The 20,430-nt window shown below is 39.3% G+C and carries 19 protein-coding genes and 1 rRNA gene; 7 read left to right on the forward strand and 13 right to left on the reverse strand.

Annotation, left to right across the window (positions count from 1 at the left end; all coding sequences use genetic code 11):
- Both HMPREF1210_RS12055 and HMPREF1210_RS12060 read right to left on the reverse strand, forming a co-directional pair.
- Positions 1-179 (reverse strand): 16S ribosomal RNA (locus HMPREF1210_RS12055); the annotation flags it as partial.
- 362 nt (positions 180-541) lie between these two features.
- On the reverse strand, positions 542-1,450 hold the full coding sequence (locus HMPREF1210_RS12060) for a DMT family transporter (RefSeq protein WP_016428968.1): 909 nt from the start codon (positions 1,448-1,450) through the stop codon (positions 542-544).
- 142 nt (positions 1,451-1,592) lie between these two features.
- On the opposite strand from HMPREF1210_RS12060, the gene HMPREF1210_RS12065 reads away from it, so the two are divergent.
- The gene (locus HMPREF1210_RS12065) at positions 1,593-2,318 is read left to right on the forward strand and encodes an MgtC/SapB family protein (RefSeq protein ID WP_016428969.1); all 726 of its coding nucleotides are present in this window, start codon (positions 1,593-1,595) and stop codon (positions 2,316-2,318) included.
- Positions 2,319-2,330: 12 nt separating this feature from the next.
- Positions 2,331-3,320, forward strand: a complete 990-nt coding sequence (locus HMPREF1210_RS12070; protein WP_016428970.1) for a cation diffusion facilitator family transporter — start codon at positions 2,331-2,333, stop codon at positions 3,318-3,320.
- A 49-nt stretch (positions 3,321-3,369) separates the two neighbouring features.
- Here HMPREF1210_RS12070 and HMPREF1210_RS12075 read toward each other — a convergent pair whose 3' ends face one another.
- The 5 genes from HMPREF1210_RS12075 to pruA all read right to left on the reverse strand — a co-directional run bounded on the left by HMPREF1210_RS12075 (position 3,370) and on the right by pruA (position 9,754).
- Entirely contained in the window at positions 3,370-3,777 is a 408-nt protein-coding gene (locus HMPREF1210_RS12075) for a YugN family protein (RefSeq protein WP_016428971.1), read from the reverse strand.
- A 102-nt stretch (positions 3,778-3,879) separates the two neighbouring features.
- Positions 3,880-5,043 carry an iron-containing alcohol dehydrogenase gene (locus HMPREF1210_RS12080; protein WP_016428972.1) on the reverse strand — a complete coding sequence of 388 codons (1,164 nt, stop codon included), beginning with the start codon at positions 5,041-5,043 and terminating at the stop codon, positions 3,880-3,882.
- Between the two features lie 116 nt (positions 5,044-5,159).
- A complete protein-coding gene (locus HMPREF1210_RS12085) occupies positions 5,160-6,404 on the reverse strand; it encodes a Glu/Leu/Phe/Val dehydrogenase (protein WP_016428973.1) in 1,245 nt (414 codons plus the stop codon).
- An 81-nt stretch (positions 6,405-6,485) separates the two neighbouring features.
- On the reverse strand, positions 6,486-7,679 hold the full coding sequence (locus HMPREF1210_RS12090) for an ornithine--oxo-acid transaminase (RefSeq protein ID WP_016428974.1): 1,194 nt from the start codon (positions 7,677-7,679) through the stop codon (positions 6,486-6,488).
- A 530-nt stretch (positions 7,680-8,209) separates the two neighbouring features.
- Positions 8,210-9,754, reverse strand: coding sequence for an L-glutamate gamma-semialdehyde dehydrogenase (gene pruA, locus HMPREF1210_RS12100; RefSeq protein ID WP_016428976.1), 1,545 nt, complete (start codon positions 9,752-9,754; stop codon positions 8,210-8,212).
- Positions 9,755-9,894: 140 nt separating this feature from the next.
- Between pruA and HMPREF1210_RS12105 the strand changes: the two genes are divergently transcribed.
- Complete coding sequence (locus HMPREF1210_RS12105; RefSeq protein ID WP_016428977.1) at positions 9,895-11,202, forward strand: sigma 54-interacting transcriptional regulator; 1,308 nt, start codon at positions 9,895-9,897, stop codon at positions 11,200-11,202.
- A gap of 92 nt (positions 11,203-11,294) precedes the next feature.
- On the opposite strand, the gene yugI is transcribed toward HMPREF1210_RS12105, so the two are convergent.
- The 3 genes from yugI to HMPREF1210_RS12120 form a co-directional block, all read right to left on the reverse strand.
- The gene (gene yugI / locus HMPREF1210_RS12110; RefSeq protein ID WP_016428978.1) at positions 11,295-11,669 is read right to left on the reverse strand and encodes a S1 domain-containing post-transcriptional regulator GSP13; all 375 of its coding nucleotides are present in this window, start codon (positions 11,667-11,669) and stop codon (positions 11,295-11,297) included.
- Positions 11,670-11,756: 87 nt separating this feature from the next.
- Positions 11,757-13,895 (reverse strand): hypothetical protein, encoded by a 2,139-nt coding sequence (locus HMPREF1210_RS12115; RefSeq protein WP_016428979.1) that lies wholly within the window; start codon positions 13,893-13,895, stop codon positions 11,757-11,759.
- Positions 13,885-14,442, reverse strand: coding sequence for an RNA polymerase sigma factor (locus HMPREF1210_RS12120; RefSeq protein WP_016428980.1), 558 nt, complete (start codon positions 14,440-14,442; stop codon positions 13,885-13,887). Before HMPREF1210_RS12120 ends, HMPREF1210_RS12115 begins: the two co-directional genes overlap by 11 nt.
- A 133-nt stretch (positions 14,443-14,575) precedes the next feature.
- Between HMPREF1210_RS12120 and HMPREF1210_RS12125 the strand changes: the two genes are divergently transcribed.
- Complete coding sequence (locus tag HMPREF1210_RS12125) at positions 14,576-15,916, forward strand: sodium-dependent transporter (protein WP_016428981.1); 1,341 nt, start codon at positions 14,576-14,578, stop codon at positions 15,914-15,916.
- A gap of 100 nt (positions 15,917-16,016) precedes the next feature.
- The gene (locus HMPREF1210_RS12130) at positions 16,017-16,232 is read left to right on the forward strand and encodes a helix-turn-helix domain-containing protein (protein ID WP_016428982.1); all 216 of its coding nucleotides are present in this window, start codon (positions 16,017-16,019) and stop codon (positions 16,230-16,232) included.
- 55 nt (positions 16,233-16,287) lie between these two features.
- Here HMPREF1210_RS12130 and HMPREF1210_RS12135 read toward each other — a convergent pair whose 3' ends face one another.
- Positions 16,288-16,548 carry a DUF1871 family protein gene (locus tag HMPREF1210_RS12135; protein WP_036660084.1) on the reverse strand — a complete coding sequence of 87 codons (261 nt, stop codon included), beginning with the start codon at positions 16,546-16,548 and terminating at the stop codon, positions 16,288-16,290.
- Positions 16,549-16,624: 76 nt separating this feature from the next.
- Here HMPREF1210_RS12135 and HMPREF1210_RS12140 point away from each other — a divergent pair, with 76 nt between their 5' ends.
- A complete protein-coding gene (locus HMPREF1210_RS12140) occupies positions 16,625-17,797 on the forward strand; it encodes a MalY/PatB family protein (RefSeq protein WP_016428984.1) in 1,173 nt (390 codons plus the stop codon).
- 181 nt (positions 17,798-17,978) lie between these two features.
- Here HMPREF1210_RS12140 and HMPREF1210_RS12145 read toward each other — a convergent pair whose 3' ends face one another.
- Positions 17,979-18,191 carry a hypothetical protein gene (locus HMPREF1210_RS12145; protein WP_016428985.1) on the reverse strand — a complete coding sequence of 71 codons (213 nt, stop codon included), beginning with the start codon at positions 18,189-18,191 and terminating at the stop codon, positions 17,979-17,981.
- Between the two features lie 17 nt (positions 18,192-18,208).
- Entirely contained in the window at positions 18,209-18,946 is a 738-nt protein-coding gene (locus HMPREF1210_RS12150) for a peptidylprolyl isomerase (protein WP_231391156.1), read from the reverse strand.
- Between the two features lie 144 nt (positions 18,947-19,090).
- On the opposite strand from HMPREF1210_RS12150, the gene HMPREF1210_RS12155 reads away from it, so the two are divergent.
- Complete coding sequence (locus HMPREF1210_RS12155) at positions 19,091-20,323, forward strand: MFS transporter (RefSeq protein WP_016428987.1); 1,233 nt, start codon at positions 19,091-19,093, stop codon at positions 20,321-20,323.
- The last annotated feature ends 107 nt before the right edge of the window (positions 20,324-20,430 follow it).

Genomic DNA, 20,430 nt, shown 5'->3' on the forward strand with positions numbered 1-20,430 from the left:
TTGGTATTAGCCCCGGTTTCCCGGAGTTATCCCAATCTACAAGGTAGGTTGCCCACGTGTTACTCACCCGTCCGCCGCTAAAATCAGAAGAAGCAAGCTTCTTCATCATTCCGCTCGACTTGCATGTATTAGGCACGCCGCCAGCGTTCGTCCTGAGCCAGGATCAAACTCTCCATAATAGGTGAGTCGATTAGCTCGACTTTGTTGCTGGCGTCAAATTAATGACGTTCTTTATTGCTCCGGTCGCAAGCGACCATCGCAGAAATTCATTCTCGCGCTAAGCGCTCGTAATGAATTTTGTTGACGTTTTGCTGTTCAGTTTTCAAGGTTCATTTCGTTGGTCACTCTCGCGACAGCAACTTTTATATCTTAGCAAATCCAGATTGTCATGTCAACAAAAAGTTTTGCTTTTTCTTTTTTTGTTTGCCGCTTGTTTTGGCGACTTTATTAATATACCTTCATTCGAAATCAAAGTCAATAACTATTTTGAAATATTTTTCTTCGCTTCCGAAGGACAAGTATTAATATACAACCTCTTGATTTATAAATCAAGAGGTTTTTTACTAAAAAGTTTAAATATCTTCTTAAAGTCCACTACAAACAGCACTATACCTGCAATAACGATGATTCCTCCGATGATCTGAGTCGTGATTAAATATTCATCAAAGATATAAAATGCTAAAATTGCTGCACCCACAGGCTCAAATAAAATTGCGATTGATATAACATTTGTTGAAACATATTTTAAAGACCAATTAAATAATGTATGTCCCAGTAGATTCGGTACGATTGCTAATAAGATAAACCATAACCAATCATCAGCTGGATAAGGTCCAAATGATTCTCCTTTAATTAATACATAGAAAAATAGCGTAATCGTACTAATTCCATACACCACAAATGTATATGTAACGAGAGACAGTCTTTGACGTACATCCTGGCCGAATAAAAGATAGGCAGTAACAAGTGCACAAGCGATGAGCGCCAATACATCTCCATATAATGCACTCCCACTGATTCGGAAGTCTCCCCAGCTTATTAAAATCGAGCCTCCTAATGCAATGACTCCAGATACGATGGTTTTTAATGATAAGCGTTCTTTAAAAAAGAAGTATGTACCCGCGAAAGCAAAAATAGGTTGTAACGTCACTAGAACCGTTGAGCTGGCCACCGATGTGTAATTTAGTGATTCAAACCATAAGATAAAGTGAAATGCCAAAAAGATTCCGGCAACTAACGAAAATGTCCAATCTCTCTTTGTTAATTGTTTAATTTCTGACGTGTATTTCCAAAAGAAAATGGGTGCCATGATCAATACTGAAAATAACATACGATAAAATGCTATGACCCCTGCATCCGCATTTGCAAGTTTAACAAATATTGCCGACAAGGCAACTGCGAGAACGCCAACAGCAATTGGAATTAAAGGGTGAATTGTTGGTTTTTCCATTAAGTTCACTTCTCTCTGTACCCTTTGAAACAATTGATAATACTATTCGATTAAAGGTACTATATAGATAATCCTTCATATTGTTTCATGTCTTATCCAGCATTGCAAGTTCGTTTTTATCTTATTAAATAGGAGGATGCTTATGGGCTCAATAATTGTTGACGGATTTATACATACTGAAATATTGATGAAATTAGGATTAGCCGCATTATTAAGTTTAATTATTGGTCTTGAGAGGGAACTTAAAAAGAAACCAGTTGGTTTGAAGACAAGTTTGGTTATTGCCACTTTCAGCTGTCTTCTTACATACATCTCTATTGAGTCAGCTTATATGGCAGATGCTAGAGACGGTGTGAATATAACCATGGACCCTTTAAGGCTGGCAGCCCAAATCGTTAGTGGAATTGGTTTTCTAGGAGCGGGTGTAATACTACGAAAAGGTAACGACAGTATTACCGGATTAACAACAGCTGCAATGATTTGGGGTGCTGGTGCTATCGGTATTGCTGTCGGAGCAGGTTTTTATGTAGAGGCGACGAGTTGTGTACTGATTGTTTTGGTTGGGATTGAGGTTCTTCCTCCACTTCTTTCTAAAATTGGTCCTAAGCGTCTTCGAATGAAGGAAGTATATATGAAGGTTCTCCTTTCTGAATCGGGTTCGATCGAACATTTGGTTTCTTTTCTTAAATCAGAAGAGATGGTCATTGAAAGTCTTCGTATCAAAGATATCCCACTTTCCGATCAACGACTGAAGCATGAAATTGAATTACGTTTTTCCACTTTACCAAAGCATAATTCGTTAACTATTTATGACAGTGTCCATTCTCTTTCATACATTGATCGAGTCGAACTAGAAATTTTATCCTAATAGGAGGATTATATGAAAGAATTTTTCGGATTACTTAAAGAAGGAAATAAACCTTCATTGTTAGCGGCTATCGTCAATTCAGTAATCGCAATACTAAAAGGTGTAGCATTCTTCTTCACAGGAAATGTAGCTATGTTTGCAGAAATGATGCACTCTATTGGGGATGCTGCAAACCAATTCTTTGTTTTCATCGGTTCAGCTCTTTCCAAGAAAGCTCCTACATCTCGTTTTCCAAATGGTTTCGGAAGAGTCGTCAATTTAGTTTGTCTAGGAGCAGTTCTAATTGTTGGGATATTGTCTTATGAGACTGTTATAGAAGGATGGCATCATATACAACATCCAGCTAAATCAGGTGGTTTATTCATTACTCTCGGTGTATTAGCTATTGCAATCATATTAGAAACTTTCGTACTTTATAAAGCGGCAAAAGAAGTACTACACGAAGCTGGTGTGCCTAAGGCAACAGGATTGGCACCTTTAACACTCGCTTTTAGTCATTTAAATCGAGCGAAACCCGCAACAAAATTAGTCTTTATGGAAGATTTAGTGGCAACAAGCGGAGGAGTTCTGGCATTTATCGCAGTGTTAATCGCTCATTTCACAGGCTTTTTACAAGCAGAAGGTATCGCTTCCATCATGATTGGTTTAATGATGTTCTACGTTGTTGGTCGCGTTTTCCTGGAAAATGCACGTGGAGCAATCGGGGAAACGGACGAACAAATGTTGAACCATATTGCGCATCTCGTATTTGAACATAAAGACGTTAAAGATATTCAAAAGCTTGCAGTAATTAAAGAAGGCGAGTTTTTACATGTTGAACTAGTTGCTGAAGTGGACCCTTCAATCTCTTTTGCAGAGGCTGATGACATTCGAGATCATCTTGTAGATTTAATTCTTCATCAACAAGGTGTTCAAGATGTAACTATTTCATTCGATGAAGACGATGGGGTCACTCACTGGAAGCATGTCAGTAATCGACCGGAAATTTTACCTCCACAATGATTTATATGAAGAAAGCCCCGTTCAATGTTGCTCATTGAACGGGGCTTTCCTATTGTAAACGACTATCTAGAGTTTTTAGTAATTCCACGCCCTGAACGACAAGTTTATTGCTGATCGGTGCATCTTTATTGGTCGGTTTTTGGAATTGATTCATTACTCCTCCGCCAACTCCAAAAAGGGCATCTTTTTCGTCATCAATGCCATACTGATAACAATGTCTTAATAAGAAAGGAACTCCACATTCCAATTTGGCCGATGCCTGTTCAAAATCTCCACTTTTCACAGTTACCGGAATTCGTAAGACATCGTAATATGGTGTCTTTTGAAAAACATAATCAAAATAGGCATGGTCGTAATCCCAACCTCCACCTACCGTAAATCCATGACTTGTTAAAAACTCTTCTAGGTGACCTTTTTCAAAACGTCTTCCTTCTATTGAAGAATTAAGTTCTATCAAATAAAAAACCTCCCGTCTTCTATTAGAATGGACAGGAGGAGTATGGTTTTATTCGTAACTGGAAAAGAAAACATCAATCACGAGTGCAGTTTACTTCATTTATTAAAGTGAAGCTTTTAAAATGGCGCGTACATCGCCTGCTTCTAATGGTACGAAGTTTCCGAATGGACCGTAAACCATAGCTTTTTCAACCATAGATTCAATTTTAGAATCGTCGATGTTATAGTCGGCAAGTGTCTCGGGTGCTCCTAGTGAAGTCCAAAAAGCACGCAAGTTATCGATTCCTTCATTTGCTATTTCATCAACCGTCTTGCCTTCAGGCTCTACGCCAAATACATAAACCGCCAATCTGGCAAAACGTTCTGGATCAACTTTGATATTATGACGCATCCAATGTGGGAATAGAATTGCTAGTCCACCTGCATGGGGAATATCATAAATTGCTGATACTGCATGCTCAATATTGTGAGTTGCCCAGTCTCCTTGGTACCCCATTTGCAACATGCCGTTTAAAGCAATTGTTCCGGAGAAAAGAATGGTTTCACGATGTTCATACGAGTGTAAATTGTTCAGTAGTTTTGGTGCAGTTTCCATAATGGCACGCAATACGCCTTCACACATTTCATCTTGAACCGGTGTACTCGTAGCGTTATTGAAATATTGCTCAAAAATATGAGACATCATATCCACAATTCCATAAACAGTTTGATCTTGCGGAACTGAGAAAGTGTATGTAGGATCTAATATAGAGAATTTAGGGTATACCAATGGGCTACCCCATCCGTATTTTTCCTGTGTCTCTTCATTAGTAATAACCGATCCCGCATTCATTTCAGAACCAGTTGCAGCCAATGTCAATACTGTACCAAAAGGCAATGCCGTTTCAGGTACTGCTTTACGACTGACAAAGTCCCAAGCATCCCCATCATATTTTGCACCAGCAGCAATTAGCTTCGTACAATCAATGACAGAGCCGCCCCCTACCGCAAGTAAAACGTCGATATTTTCGTTCTTACAAATTTCTACGCCTCTTCGGACGCTTGAGATTCGTGGATTCGGGTCCACTCCACTCAATTCAAATACTTCCAAATCCGCCGCTTTTAAAGTGGTCATTACTTCTTCATAGAGACCATTTTTCTTAATACTTCCGCCACCATAAACGAGCAGTACTTTTTTGCCGTATGTAGGTAATTCTTGTTTGATCTGTTCAAGTTGGCCTTTACCAAAAATCAATTTAACAGGGTTATAAAATGAAAATGCATTCATTTTTATCACGCTCCTCTATTGAGTATTATGTACATAATCGCCCGTGAAATCAAAGGAAAAAGTCTAAAATAAATAAAAAAACGCCTTGTCCCTAAAGAGACAAGACGCGTTTATTTTTATACCCAGCCACGGAAGCGAGAAGCTTCTGCAGTTTTACGAACACCAACCATATATGCTGCTAATCGCATATTGATGTTGCGTGTTGTTGAAACAGTGTAAACATTTTCAAATGCGTCCACCATTTTTTTATAAAGTTTTTCGTTTACTTCTTCTTCTGTCCAGTAATAACCTTGATTATTTTGAACCCATTCAAAATAAGATACTGTAACACCACCTGCGCTAGCAAGTACGTCAGGAACAAGTAAAATGCCTCGATCAGTTAGTATTTTTGTAGCTTCAGTAGTAGTCGGGCCATTTGCAGCTTCTACTACGATGCTCGCACGAATGTTGTGTGCATTTTCAGAAGTAATTTGATTTTCAATTGCTGCCGGTACTAAAATATCGCAATCTAATTCAAGTAATTCTTTATTAGAGATTGTATTTTCGAACAATGTTGTTACCGTTCCAAAACTATCACGGCGATCCAGTAAATAATCAATATCTAAACCATTCGGATCATGTAAAGCTCCGTATGCATCTGAGATTCCGATTACTTTAGCTCCTGCATCACTCATAAACTTAGCTAAGAAACTACCAGCATTACCGAAACCTTGAATGACCACACGTGCCCCATTCATATCGATGCCGCGTTTTTTTGCAGCTTCTTCCACACAGATTGTTACACCTTGGGCAGTAGCGCGTTCACGTCCTTGAGAACCTCCAAGAACAATTGGTTTACCAGTAATGAAACCTGGTGAGTTAAATTCATCAATACGGCTATATTCATCCATCATCCAAGCCATAATTTGTGAATTTGTAAATACATCTGGAGCTGGAATATCTTTAGTTGGTCCCACAAATTGACTAATCGCGCGAACATAGCCACGACTAAGTTTTTCAATTTCGTTCATTGACATTTTTCGAGGGTCGCAAATAATTCCGCCCTTACCACCACCATAAGGTAAATCAACGATTCCGCATTTCAATGTCATCCACATTGATAATGCTTTCACTTCATCTTCAGAAACCTCCGGGTGGAAACGTACGCCACCTTTAGTAGGTCCTACAGCGTCGTTATGTTGAGCACGATAACCCGTGAATACTTTTACTTTACCATCATCCATTTTAATTGGAATACGCACTTCAAGCATACGCAATGGTTCTTTTAAAAGTTCAAACATTCCTTCATCATATCCAAGTTTGTTAAGAGCGTCCTGAATAACATCTTGTGTTGATGTGAACAGGTTTAGATTTTCAGCCATTTTTTAGTTTCGCCTCTTTATTCATAATGATTACGTCGCAATCATTGTAACATAATTATTTTTATTTTTTAACACTAAATATTATTTATTGAATACTTTTTGAATTTTTTCGATTGCCCAGTCCAATTCTTCTTTTGTAATAACCAATGGAGGAGCAAAACGAATGACCGTATCATGCGTTTCTTTACATAAAAGTCCAAGCTCTTTCAATTCCTCACAATAAGGACGAGCTTCTGTATTTAGTTCCATTCCGATAAATAATCCGCGACCACGTACTTCTTTAATAGAAGAATGTTCGATTTTTGACAGTGCATCTTTGAAATAGTTTCCTAGTTCTTCAGAGCGTTCTGCTAACTTCTCTTCTGTCAATACGTTCAAAGAAGCAATCGATACTGCACAAGCCATTGGGTTCCCACCAAAAGTTGAACCATGAGATCCAGGGTTAAATACTTCAAGAATTTCTTTGTTGGCTACTACGCAAGAGATTGGGAATACTCCTCCTCCAAGTGCTTTACCCAAAATGTACATATCTGGATCAACATCTTCCCATTCACATGCGAACATTTTACCAGTACGGCATAGTCCTGCTTGAATTTCATCTGCAATAAATAGGACGTTGTTTTCGCGACAAAGTTCACGAGCAGCTTTCATGAATCCGGCTGGAGGAATGACAATGCCTGCTTCCCCTTGAATTGGTTCAATCAAGAATGCCGCTGTATTCGGCGTGATTGCTGATTTTAACGATTCAATGTCTCCGTAAGGAATCAAATTGATACCTGGAAGCATTGGTCCGAAGCCACGTTTGTAATCAGGATCTGAAGATAAAGAAACTGCCGCCATCGTACGTCCGTGGAAGTTTCCGTTACAAGCAATGACTTCTGCTTGGTTTTCAGCAATACCTTTTACATCATAAGCCCATCGACGAGCTGCCTTAATAGCTGTTTCAACAGCTTCAGCCCCTGTATTCATAGGAAGTGCCATATCTTTTCCAGATAACTCACAAATCATTTCATACCAAGGTCCTAACTGATCGTTATGGAATGCACGTGACGTCAAAGTTACACGGTCAGCTTGATCTTTAAGCGCTTGGATAATTTTCGGGTGACGATGCCCTTGGTTTACTGCCGAATAAGCAGATAACATATCCATGTATTTGTTACCTTCTGGATCCTTAACCCATACACCTTGTGCTTCAGAAATAACAATCGGAAGTGGATGATAGTTTGGCGCACCAAATTTTTCTGTTTGCGCAATAACGTTTTGTGAAACTGTCATAATGTTTCGCCTCCTCAATTTTCAAAAAAAAGCAGACGCATCTTCTGATGTGCCTGCCTATATTTAATGTCGCTTTTCTTAATGTCTAGCTTCGAAGCCCAGCTCGTACCTAAACTTAGGCCTACAGGATGTAGGTCATGAAGGCGTTGCCGCAAAATAACTTTTTCCTGCATTTTGCGACGAGTAATCGCAGGAGCAGGACGCGGCATTCTTAGCCTTCCTTCCGAAACTTATTCGAAAGCAAGCTTTCGATTCGAGCCTTCTCGAGCTACTTTAGGGTTTCCCGCTAGCCGTAATGTCTAGTTCCGCAGGGCAGGCTGCGCCTAAGCTTCAAGCCCTCATTCGGAAACAGGTTTCCGATTCGGTCTTTCCAGCGCCGGCGTCAGCCATTCTACGAGCTTCCCGCTAGGCTTAATGTCTAGCTTCGAAGCCCAGCTCGCACCTAAGCTTCAGACTCTCAAGCGAAAGCAAGCTTTCGATTCGAGCCTTCCAGCGCCGGTGTCGAGCTAGCATGGGCTTCTACGCTTTTCTTATAACATTTCAGATGTTGTTTTTGCTTGTAAGTGTAAAGTCAGGTAGTCAGGACCGCCTGCTTTAGAGTCTGTACCTGACATGTTGAATCCACCGAATGGTTGGTATCCAACGATAGCGCCAGTACATCCGCGGTTGAAGTACAAGTTACCCACATGGAAGTCTTCACGTGCTTTTTCTTGGTTCATACGGTTGTTTGTAATTACCGCACCAGTTAAGCCGTATTCTGTGTTGTTTGCAATTTCAAGAGCTTCGTCGAAATCTTTAGCTTTACAGATACCTACAACTGGTCCAAAGATTTCTTCTTGCATGATGCGAGCTTTAGGATCTAAGTCAGCGATTACAGTTGGTTGAATGAAGAATCCTTTAGAATCGTCACCAGTACCACCAGAAACTAGACGACCTTCACCTTTACCAATTTCAATGTAGCTCATGATTTTTTTGAATGCAGCGCCATCGATAACTGGACCTACGAAATGCTCATCTTGATCTGGAACACCAACTGATAGAGCCTTAGTTAATTCTTCAACGCGGTTTACTACTTGATCGTATACATCTTCAACGATTACAGCGCGTGAACATGCTGAACATTTTTGTCCACTGAAACCGAATGCAGATTTCACGATTGATTGAGCAGCTAATTCTAAATCAGCTTCTTTATCAACAACGATTGTGTCTTTACCGCCCATTTCAGCGATTACACGTTTAATCCAAATTTGACCTTCAGTTAATTTAGAAGAACGTTCGAAGATACGAAGACCAACGTCACGTGAACCAGTGAAACTGATTAAACGTGTGCGTGGGTGATCAACCATAAAGTCCCCAACTTCAGCACCAGAACCTGGAATGAAGTTTACCACTCCTGCAGGCATACCTGCTTCTTCTAATACTTCCATAAATTTATATGCAACAACTGGTGTTGTAGAAGCAGGCTTCAGTAATACTGTGTTACCAGTAACCATTGCCGCAACTGCAGTACCCGCCATGATAGCGAATGGGAAGTTCCAAGGAGAAATAACAACTGCCACACCCATTGGAATGTAGTCATAACGGTTATACTCACCTGGACGGCTTTCAACTGGTTGACCATCTTTCAAACGAAGCATTTGACGACCGTAGTATTCTAGGAAATCGATTGCTTCAGCTGCTTCAACGTCAGCTTCAACCCATGTTTTACCAGCTTCTTTAGAAAGTAATGCAGAGAATTCAAATTTACGACGACGCATAATTGCTGCCGCTTTGAATAATACATCAGCACGAATTTCAGGTTTTACTTTTTTCCATGTATTGAATGTAGCATCAGCGATATCCATAGCTTTAGAAGCTAATTCTTGGTTTGCTTTAGATACAGAACCTACAACTTCAGTTTTGTTAGCTGGATTGTAAGAAACAATTTTGTCTTCAGTTGTAATGCGTTCGCCACCAATGATAAGTGGGAAGTCTTGACCCATATAACCTGCTACTGTTTTATAACCATCTTGGATGGCTTTTTTGTTTTCTTCTTTAGTGAAATCTGTAAATGCTTCATGTTTATAAGGAATCATGTGAATCCTCCTATTTTTTATTTTAGTGCAAAATTAATTTGCGCTTTTATTTCGTTTACATCTATAATAATGCAAAAGATTGTTGCGTTTTTCAAGTGATATTTCTTATTTTCGTAAAAAACTTTAGGAGTGAGCCTCCCGTGAACGATAAAGATCTTCAATTATTGCCGTTTTACCGTTTTGCAAGTGATCATATTTCAGTGGGAATCCACGCAATTGACCGGAATGGGCGGACCATTTTATACAACGAAAAAATGAAAAACATTGAAGGCCTTGATTTACAGGATGTCGCTGACCGCTCCCTTCTTGAATTATTTCAATTCGACCAACAGGAAAGTACCCTTTTGAAAGTTCTGCAAAGCGGCGAACACGTGTTGAATGTCAAACAAACCTATTGGAATCGCAATGGCCATGAAATTACAACCATCAACGATACCCATCCTGTTTTTGATAATGGAGAATTAATCGGGGCTGTTGAGCTAGCACGTGACGTTACCACATTGGAACGCTTAGTTTATCAACCTTTGCGCCGATATGGGGAACCAATAACATTTTCAGTAATTACGGCTGTTTCCGAATCGATGAAACACGTTATCTCAACCGCCAAAAAAGCGGCGATGGCACGTTTATCTGTCTTGCTTGTTGGTGAAGCTGGAACCGGAAAAGACTTGGTCGCTGAAGGCATTCATTATGAATTATCGCCACCTTTGTCCCATTTTTATACGTTATATTGCCACAACTCCGATCCGACGATTCTCAATAAATTAAGAGAAGACATGATTGCGCTTGAAGCGAGCACGATATTTTGTGAACGAATTGACCTTTTGACTTTGGGTATGCAACAACAACTACTGGAAATGGTTAATGACTCTACGCTAGGGGACCACTTATTTTTAGCAAGTGTAGGGGCAGACCCTGTGGATTTGATTGCTTCGGGAGAATTATTAAAAGAGCTTTATTACTTCTTCGCCTCCATGACGATTGTCGTCCCTCCCTTGCGTGAACGACGAGAAGATATTGATCCATTTATACACGATTATTTTGCACGACATCGGGTTCGCTTCGGTTCAGCAATCATTGGCCTGACAGAAGAAGTACGTGACATTTTTCATTCGTACGACTGGCCAGGTAATTTAAAAGAAGTGGAAATCTTACTGGATGAGATCGCTTCGATGCTTACTGTAGAAGAAATGGTGACGTTCGAAATGTTGCCTCTGCATTTCAAATTAAAAATGCAGGAATTGCGGGAACCTCTTAAACGAGCAGAAGATTTCGTTGTCCAATCTGATCGTGAGTTACTGCCACTGGAAGATTATTTACGTGAAGCGGAAATGTACTATTTGCAGAAAGTGATGGGCATGTTTGAAGGAAATGTCACAAAAGCTGCAGTTGCTTTAGGAATGAGCAGGCAGAACCTGCAATATCGTTTAAGGAAGATAAGAAAATAACATATGCAACCCTACTGTAAACGGTGTTTAAACGCATTATTAATAGAAAAAGCGAGCCGGCTCACAAGGAGTTGGCTCGCTTTCTACTTTTCTCATTGACCGGATTGTTTGATCCAATCTTGTAATTTGTCTTTTAAAGAGTTGAAACCTTCTGCATCATGCTCGTCAACGCGTGCTTGCAATGATTTTTTCGGTTTGTCTTCTTTACGTAAAACCGGTGGGCGTTCTTGTAATGCACGGATAGAAAGGCTGATTTTGCCTGCTTCTTCGTCCACTTCAAGTACTTTCACTTCGATTTCTTGCCCAACAGACAAGAATTCGCTTACGTCTTTCACATAACCATATGTGATTTCCGAAATATGCACTAATCCTTGGGTTTCTTCGTCTAATGCTACAAACGCGCCATATGGCTGTACGCCTGTTACTTTTCCTGAGATTACTTCCCCAACTTCGTACTTCTTAGTCATAATAATCGCTCCTAGTCTTGGATATATACCTATCTACCTTAAGGCCATAGAAGATTATACCATAAACAAGAGTTTTACTCAAAAGACTCACTGCATCGGCATGAAGTGAACGCGCCATCCTTCACTCGTCTTACGCAGTTGGAATCCTTTCTGTTTTTCATTATCCGTTCGATACTCTGCTTTTAAATTATAATAAATCACTTGATCATGATCATAATCATCTTCCAATACTTCTGGTTGATATTCTACTGATTCGTATAGAGTTTTCCAATCCATCACGTCGGCAGAACGAGAGTAATCACCTATATATTCTTCCCGGGTAGGTCTTGAATAGCTCTCGTCATCCAACAGCAATGCATATTGGGTTTCAGCATCTCCGGAATAAAGTGCTTCCAGATAAATTCCCGCAATAATATCTGGATTTTCCCATTTAATGATGTCGTAGTCATATGCTTTTTGGAATTCTTTGTAAATTTTTTGAACTCTTTTCGTGTAATGCAAATTAATCGGTTCAAAATAGTGCTCATTTATAACTGAAATGCCTAAATCGAGTTGCCATACACCTTCTCGGTTTTTCACAACCGGTATTAACTTATGAGTTTCCTTCGTTCGGACTTCAACATTGCCAAAATATTCATCATTTTGATAGGTGGTTAATCGGTCATCATACGTAAGTGTAATTTCTTCTTCTGGAAGGATATTTTCATCCCCTAGAAAGGCATGTAAATCCGTTACCGATTCCATGCCTTGGAATGGAAGTGCTAAATCCAACATAACTTTTGGGATATCTAATTGCTGGGCATAGGAAAATAACAGCACAGAATCAATCGGTGACAAATTCGATAAGGCATACTCAGGATTATTAGAACCTGGATTTTTCAGATAGGCATGAATTTTTTGCTGTAATTCCGAATTTGGCCACTCAACAATTTCCACATAATCTGATGATTCATCAGCAGGCATTAACTTAGCGAGTTCACCCGTTTCTGCAAGCGAGAATGCTTCCATCAATCTATTGAAATCAAGAAATTTGTAAGTTTCGTTCACTTCCCAATTATTCGCACTGAGGGAATCTACTACGGGTTTCATGAAATATTTCATTGGTGAAGTCCCAGGGTAATTAAGTAAATATTTCCATGCAGCTTGGTATTCCTCTTTAATTTTCCCTTCTTCAAAAACGGCATTCTGATGAGATCCAAAAATCAATGTATAGGCAAGGTCTTCATAATAAGATTTTATTACGGTGTACAATCCACCTGGTTGCTTGACACCCATCAGGGAATATTCCATTGACTCAATAATTGACGCAGATTCTTGTGGACTGTAAACCAACTCCCCAGCATTTGTGAAAGGTGCCATTGCTTTCATATGCAATAAATTCAAGGCAGGCTGAGCGATTCCTCCTTCAAGTCCGAGAAATAATTCATTCATTTGATATTCCGTTACATACTCTTTTTGATTTGCAGCCACTTTAATTTTAATACCTTCATGTGAAGAATTCGAAATCATCTGCTGAACTGGTTCAGGCAAATCTTTTTGTTTGCTATACAAATAGCCCACGTCAAGTTTCTCGTTCATTTTGGCAGTATTCAAAACTTCCTTATGTTCGACCAAAATCTGGTCATAGACCATTTTCAATTCGTCCATTTTCTTGCTTAATTCATCCACAAACCGCATACTCATTTCTTCATTCAATTGATCTCCAACTTGCAGGGTTTCCACCATTTCTGAAGGCAGTCGTAAATACTTAATCGTTTCTCCATAGGCTACTTTCAAGGAAACTGTCGAGTTCTTTATAGTATCAGGATGTGTGATACGAGCAAATTCACTATCCGCAAACTTTACAAAGCCCAGTTGATCGTATTGTTCACTCGTCATGCCAAGCATTTTCTGTCTTTTCTCACGTTCCTTTTGATAATCTTTTTTGAGTTCTTCTATTTCCTTCTGATCATATTCGGCTGCCGCGTTGTTCTTTTGATCATCATGATCATTCATGAATGAAGCGCTCAAAATTCCGATTAAGAAAACACTTGCCAAGCTGACAGCCCAAACACTGACTCTTTGCCATTTCGATGGTTTAACCGCATTCACGACAGGCACTTCATGTTGTTTTTGATTTTCTGCTTCTATTTTGCTTAATACATCGTCCGCATTAAATTTAGATGGAACGCGATTATAAGATTTGTTAAGTAATTTCATTTGTTGCTCAAATTGCTTATCGTCCATATTCGGCCCCTCCTTTTAATGCAAGTGCGGATTTGAGTTGTTCTTTTGCTCTTAGCAACCGTGTCTTAACCGTTGCCAGTGGAATGTTCATGACATCACCGATTTGGTCATATGTGAGTTCCTGAAAATAAAATAATACGATGGGAATTCGATATTTTTCATCAAGCATCTGAATGGCCGCATGCAATTCTCTGTCTTCTTCAAAGACCAGAATTTTCGATTCTGCAGATCTTACACTCGTTCCGAAGTTTTCGTTATCCTGGGCTTTATCTTCTTTATCTTTTTCTCGTTGTTCTTTTCGATAATAATCTCTCGCTGCATTTAACGTAATTTTGTATAACCATGTCGTAAATCGGTCACGCTGAAATTGATGGAGGAATCTATACAGTTTAATAAATACTTCCTGGGTCACATCTTGCACATCATCTGCTTTGACACCACACTGGTAGGCAAATTTCTCAACGGTCCTATGATGAAGATTCATTAAATCACCGTAGGCCGCCCTGTCTCCTTTTTGTGCCCTTTCAATTAAAACCAGTTCGTTCATGAGGCCCCCTCACTCTCTATGTATTACCTGTTATACGAACGTTTTCCTTAAATTGTTTCAAAAAATTATATTAATTTCAAAGGCTCTCGTGTAGAATTAGAAAAATCTTTAAAGATTGAAGGAGTTGGAGTACATGGCAAAGCGCGATCATTTTGCATCTAAGATTGGCTTCGTCCTTGCAGCTGCAGGGAGTGCAATAGGGCTGGGGGCAATATGGAAGTTTCCATATATGGCAGGAACAAACGGTGGAAGCGTATTTGTCTTGATGTTTATCATCAGTACATTGTTAATTGGTTTACCAATTCTACTTGCAGAATTCGTCATTGGACGTAAAGGACAAGCTGATGCAATTACAGGACTAAAAAAGCTGGCACCGGGCAAGAAATGGTATTTAATTGGTTGGTCAGGGTTCTTTTTTTCATTTATTATTTTGTCATTCTACAGTGTTGTGGGTGGATGGATTTTATCCTATTTAGGAAGAGCTTTACTGTTCAGCCTTAATAATACTGGAGAAAGTTCTTACGCGAACTTATTCAATAGCATCATCTCGAACCCCTGGGAAGTATTGATTGGTCAAGCCGTCTTTATGTTATTGACGATTATGATTGTACAAGGTGGGATTGAGGCAGGGATTGAACGTGCCAGCCGAATTATGATGCCAGCACTATTAATCTTCTTTGTTGTTCTGGTTATTCGTTCATTGACACTGGAGGGCGCAATGGAAGGTGTTAAATTTATGTTCGTGCCAGATTGGTCTTACTTTAATGCACAAACCTTGCTGTTGGCATTGGGTCAAGCGTTCTTCTCCCTTAGTGTCGGTGTAGCTGGAATGATGACATATGCCTCTTACTTGCCTAAGGAACAAAAATTAGGGAATTCTGCTGTTAGTGTTTCCATGTTAAATATCGGCATTTCACTAATGGCGGGTCTGGTTATATTCCCAGCCGTTTTTGCATTAGGATATTCGCCTAACGAAGGGCCGGGACTAGTTTTTATCATTTTACCTGCAGTCTTTGAACAAATTCCTTTCGGTGCTTTCTTTATGCTGTTGTTCTTTATTTTGATGTTATTTGCAACTTTGACGTCTTCCATTGCGATGCTTGAGACCGTCGTGTCCATGGGGATTAAAAATGCATATGATAAACGGAAACGCTCTTCATGGATTTATGGATTGCTTATTTTCCTTGTGGGTATTCCAAGTGCGCTATCGTTTGGGGTATTTTCGGATGTGAAGATATTCGGAAAATCTTTCTTCGATTTTGCTGACTTCCTGACAAATAACTTTGGTTTACCTTTAGGGGCTTTAATGATTTCGATTTTTGCAGGTTACGTTTTGAAGAAACAAGAAACGTTTGAGGAATTGAATATGTCTTCTTTAGCTTTTAACATTTGGCGCTTCGTTGTTCGATACCTTGCCCCAATTGCGATTATTTTGATTTTCCTAAATGCCATGTTTTCAGCCTTTAAAGGTTGAGAACTGTCTGTAAAACGACTTATTTCACAAAATCTATATCTATGAGGTATGATAAGATAGTTGCAAGCATACGATGTATGATGGAAAGGAGTGCATGAAGATGAAACAAGAATTTCACACTCAACTTCGCTTATTGCGTGAAGAACGTAATATGTCTTTAGAAGATTTATCATTAAAAACACGAGTTGGTGCGGGGAAATTAGAACAATATGAAGCTGGTACAGAAGTCCCTTCCGTACAGACCATTTTGAAATTATCCAACGCACTCGAAGTTCCAGCCTCTAATTTGTTGGATGGACTTCAAGTTAGTTCATAAAACATGAAAAGAGCTTACACCAAAATTGGTGTAAGCTCTTTTTTGTGAATGGGGCTTAGACGATGCATTTCGCCTCGTATTTTACCGCTATTAATTTATAGGCAATTTGAACACATTGGTCAATAGGGATCCATTGTTCATATGAATGTTCATAAACTTCTTGAATGCGTTTTGCCAGTTCAGTTGGATGGTCGATTCCTTGAAGGGCAGCCACTACATCAGCTGTTTCTGTATCATATGCATCAGTACCCATTTTGAAAGGATCCCATAACTGAAGCAATTTCACTGCCTTGCGATTCATTTCAATATTTTCCATCATTTTTCACCTATTTACTTTTCTTTAATAAAAGCTATGATAACATATTAATAAAAAAAGGAAAGAAGGAATTGCTTTGACTTCGTTTGAACAAGTAATCGATAGACGCAGTACTCGCTCAGTAAAATGGGATTTAATGGAGATAATATATGGGATTGAAGATGCTTCGGATATTTTGCCAATGTGGGTAGCAGACATGGATTTTGCAGCTCCTCAAGCCGTCATTGATGCACTTCAAGAACGACTCAAACACCCGATCTTTGGCTACTCCTACATGTGTGAAGGATGTAGAACTGCCGTGCAAAATTGGCTTCTTCAACGTCACGGATGGCAAACACAAAGTGAATGGATGCTTTTTCATCATGGTGTAGTTCCTGCCATAGCGACGGTTATTGAAACATTTACTCAAAAAGGAGACAGCATCCTGATCTCATCTCCTGTCTATCCCCCGTTTTTCTCAATTCCCGAAAAACAAGGAAGACAACTTGTTGAGAATTTCCTAATTGAAAAAAATGGCGTTTATGAATTTGATTTGGATAGTTTTGAAAACCAGTTGGCTCAAGGCGTGAAACTTTACATTTTATGTAATCCCCACAATCCTGGTGGTATGGTGTGGTCAAAAGAAACTTTAGAAGAAATCGTTCGGTTGTGTGCTAAATATGATACCTTGATTTTATCTGATGAAATACATAGTGACCTGGTTTTTGCCCCACATCGACATATTCCACTTGTCACGGTTGCAAATGGTGAAGAACATCGTATTATTACTTGTGTTGCTCCCACAAAAACCTTTAACTTGGCTGGTATACAAGCTGCCGTCATGATTGTGACAGACGAAGAGAAACGGGAACAACTAAAAGAAAACGCGCTTGCTCATGGACAAATGGAATTGAGTCCATTTGCGGCAACTGCTTTAACAGCCGCTTACGAACATGGTGAACCTTGGTTAGAAGAATTGCTGACTGTCTTTTCTTCACATATGGACTATGCCATTGCTGAAATAACCAAAGCTGTTCCTGCCGTGAAAATTGCTAAGCCGAATGGAACATACCTGTTATGGATCGATACTCGCGATACCGGTCTATCTGAAAAAGAGATAATGAATTTACTGTTGACCAAAGGAAAGCTTGCTTTGGAGCCTGGTTCTAAATATGGACAAGCCGGAACAGGCTTTTTCAGAATGAATGTCGCTTGTCCTCGCTCGATTCTTGAAGATGGGGTTGCCCGTTTTATAAAGGCTTTAACTTAAACTAAATTTAACTACTCTGTTAAAACTGTTTGTTTTTTTGACGTACATTTGCGCTGGCCGCACGTTCCGCATGAGCCAACAAGTATGAAAATCACATCCTTGTTGGTCTCCCATGAAAGTTAACACATAGCAATATTAATAAGAAAAAGGCTAAACCAATTGAATTGGTTTAGCCTTTTATTTATTGTTGTTCTTTTTGATTTTCTGATTGACGTTCACGTAAAATACGTTCTTCTAATTCCTTCGTCTTTAGTTCTTGTTTTTTTGAAAGCTTAATAATCCATCGAAAAGTGAGGACGCAAATGATTGCAAAAATCAAGAATTGAAAGGCCGCTGGGATATAGGCAGACTTATCTTCTGGAAAGTATAGAAAGTTGAAAATCCATACATTCATTTGGATCACTTCCTAACTTATTTTTGAAGAACTTCGATTGATTCGATTTTGATGTCTTCAAGTGGTTTGTCGCTTGAATTCCTTTTAACCTTAGTCATCGCGTCCACAACATCCATACCTTCAATAACTTGTCCAAAAACTGTGTGTTTGTTATCTAACCAAGGTGTACCACCATTAGTTGCATATGCTTCAACGATTTCTTCAGGGTATCCCGCTTTTTTCATTTGGCTCAACATGCTTGAGTCCATATCGCTTTTTTGAACGATAAAGAATTGACTACCGTTTGTTCCAGGACCAGCATTGGCCATTGATAATGCACCACGTAAGTTAAATGCTTTATCCGAGAACTCATCTTCAAATTTAGGTCCGTAAATGCTTTCTCCACCCATACCAGTTCCAGTAGGATCGCCACCTTGAATCATGAAATCAGAAATAATTCGGTGGAAAATGATGCCATCATAATATCCATTTTCGGCATGAGTAATAAAGTTTTCTACTGTTTTAGGAGCGATTTCAGGGAAAAGTTTAATTTTAATCGCACCCATAGTTGTGTTCATTACGACTAATGCTTCGTTTGAAGCAACTTCTGTTGATAATTGTGGATACATTGCACTCTCTCCTTCAGTTGTTGTAGTAGTTTGTTGCGTTTCTTTTTTTGGTTTTTCTGTCTTTTCTTGTTCGACACTTTCATTTGTGCCGCATCCTGCTAACAGGACAATCAAACTAATTAATAACAGCCATCCTCGTTTTTTCATGTTCATTTCACCCTAAATTAGTCTATCATATTCTGTTAACAATTTCAGTAAATAAGTCGCACCACTTCCTTCGTAAAGCGAAATGTTATATAATTAATCTATATGGGACACTAAAATGTTCAAAAATTGAAAGAAGGAGATTAATTGGCCAATCAAAAAAGAAATTTCTATATTATCTGGATCTCAAATTTTTTAGTTGCAGGAACCGCAACAATGATTATGCCTTTCCTGTCACTTTATATAGACACAATGGGTAACTTTTCGGATGCATACGTACAAAAATGGGCTGGATTTGTTTTCGGCATCACCTTCGTCTCAGCCTTCCTCATGTCACCAATATGGGGGCGCATCGCAGATCGATTCGGTTATAAGCCAATTTTAATCATTACGGGGTTTGGTATATCTATTAGTATTCTACTCATGGGGTTTGTACACTCAGTTGAAGCTTTCTTCCTACTACGATTGTTCATGGGTGTAGTGACCGGATTTATTCCAACCTCATTGGCTTTCATCAGTTCGCAAACAGCCAAAGAAGTAGCAGGGAAAACACTTGGAACTCTTCAAATGGGAAGTGTTTCTGGTACGTTATTCGGTCCTGTTCTTGGTGGATTACTTGCTGATTCATTCGGTTTTCAGTACACATTTGTCATTACTTCCGCAGTTATAGCTTTTGCAGCCATTCTGGTTATGTTTGGCATAAGCGAAACGAAAAAAATTGCTACAGTCAATGCACATGTTTACTCAAGAAAAACCGTAATGTCAGGCATCATTCATCATAGACTGGTGCTTAATGTCATGATTATCACTGCATTAATTCAAATTGGGAACTTTAGCATCCAGCCGCTTCTTTCACTTTACGTATCAAGTTTATCCGATTCTTCAGATGTAGCATTACTTGCGGGCATCACGTTTAGTGCCGCAGGAATCGGAAACTTATTATTTGCACGTAAATGGGGGCAACTGGGGGATTCAATCGGCTATGAGAAAGTGTTAAGCATGTTGCTTATACTGGCTTTCCTGTTTATCATTCCTCAGGCTTTTGTAACCGAACTTTGGCAATTGATTGGGTTGCGTCTATTATTCGGGATTGCCGTAGGTGGACTGGTTCCAATTACTACTGCTCTCGTCAGACGTGAATCACCAATAGAGATTCAAGGCGAAATGATGGGATACAATACGAGTTTCCGATTTTTCGGGAATATAATCGGTCCGATGTTCGGAGGACTGGTTAGTGGATATATTGGGATATCTTCTGTCTTTTTCGTGACAGGCGCATTATTCCTTGTATCTTACTTAGTTTTGACATCGACACGGAAAAAACCAGAACAAGATTTTGAAAAGGTGTTACTCAATGAAGAAGCACATCAACAAGCCTAGCGTTTCTCTATCATGAGGAACGCTTCAGACTGTAGACAAAGAAAAATATGAGTGAATATAACTGAAAAAGAGCCTATGCAAGAAAATGTTAATTTCCATTGCGGCGA

Origin of the sequence: Paenisporosarcina sp. HGH0030 (genome assembly GCF_000411295.1) — a bacterium.
Classification (GTDB): Bacteria; Bacillota; Bacilli; order Bacillales_A; family Planococcaceae; genus Paenisporosarcina.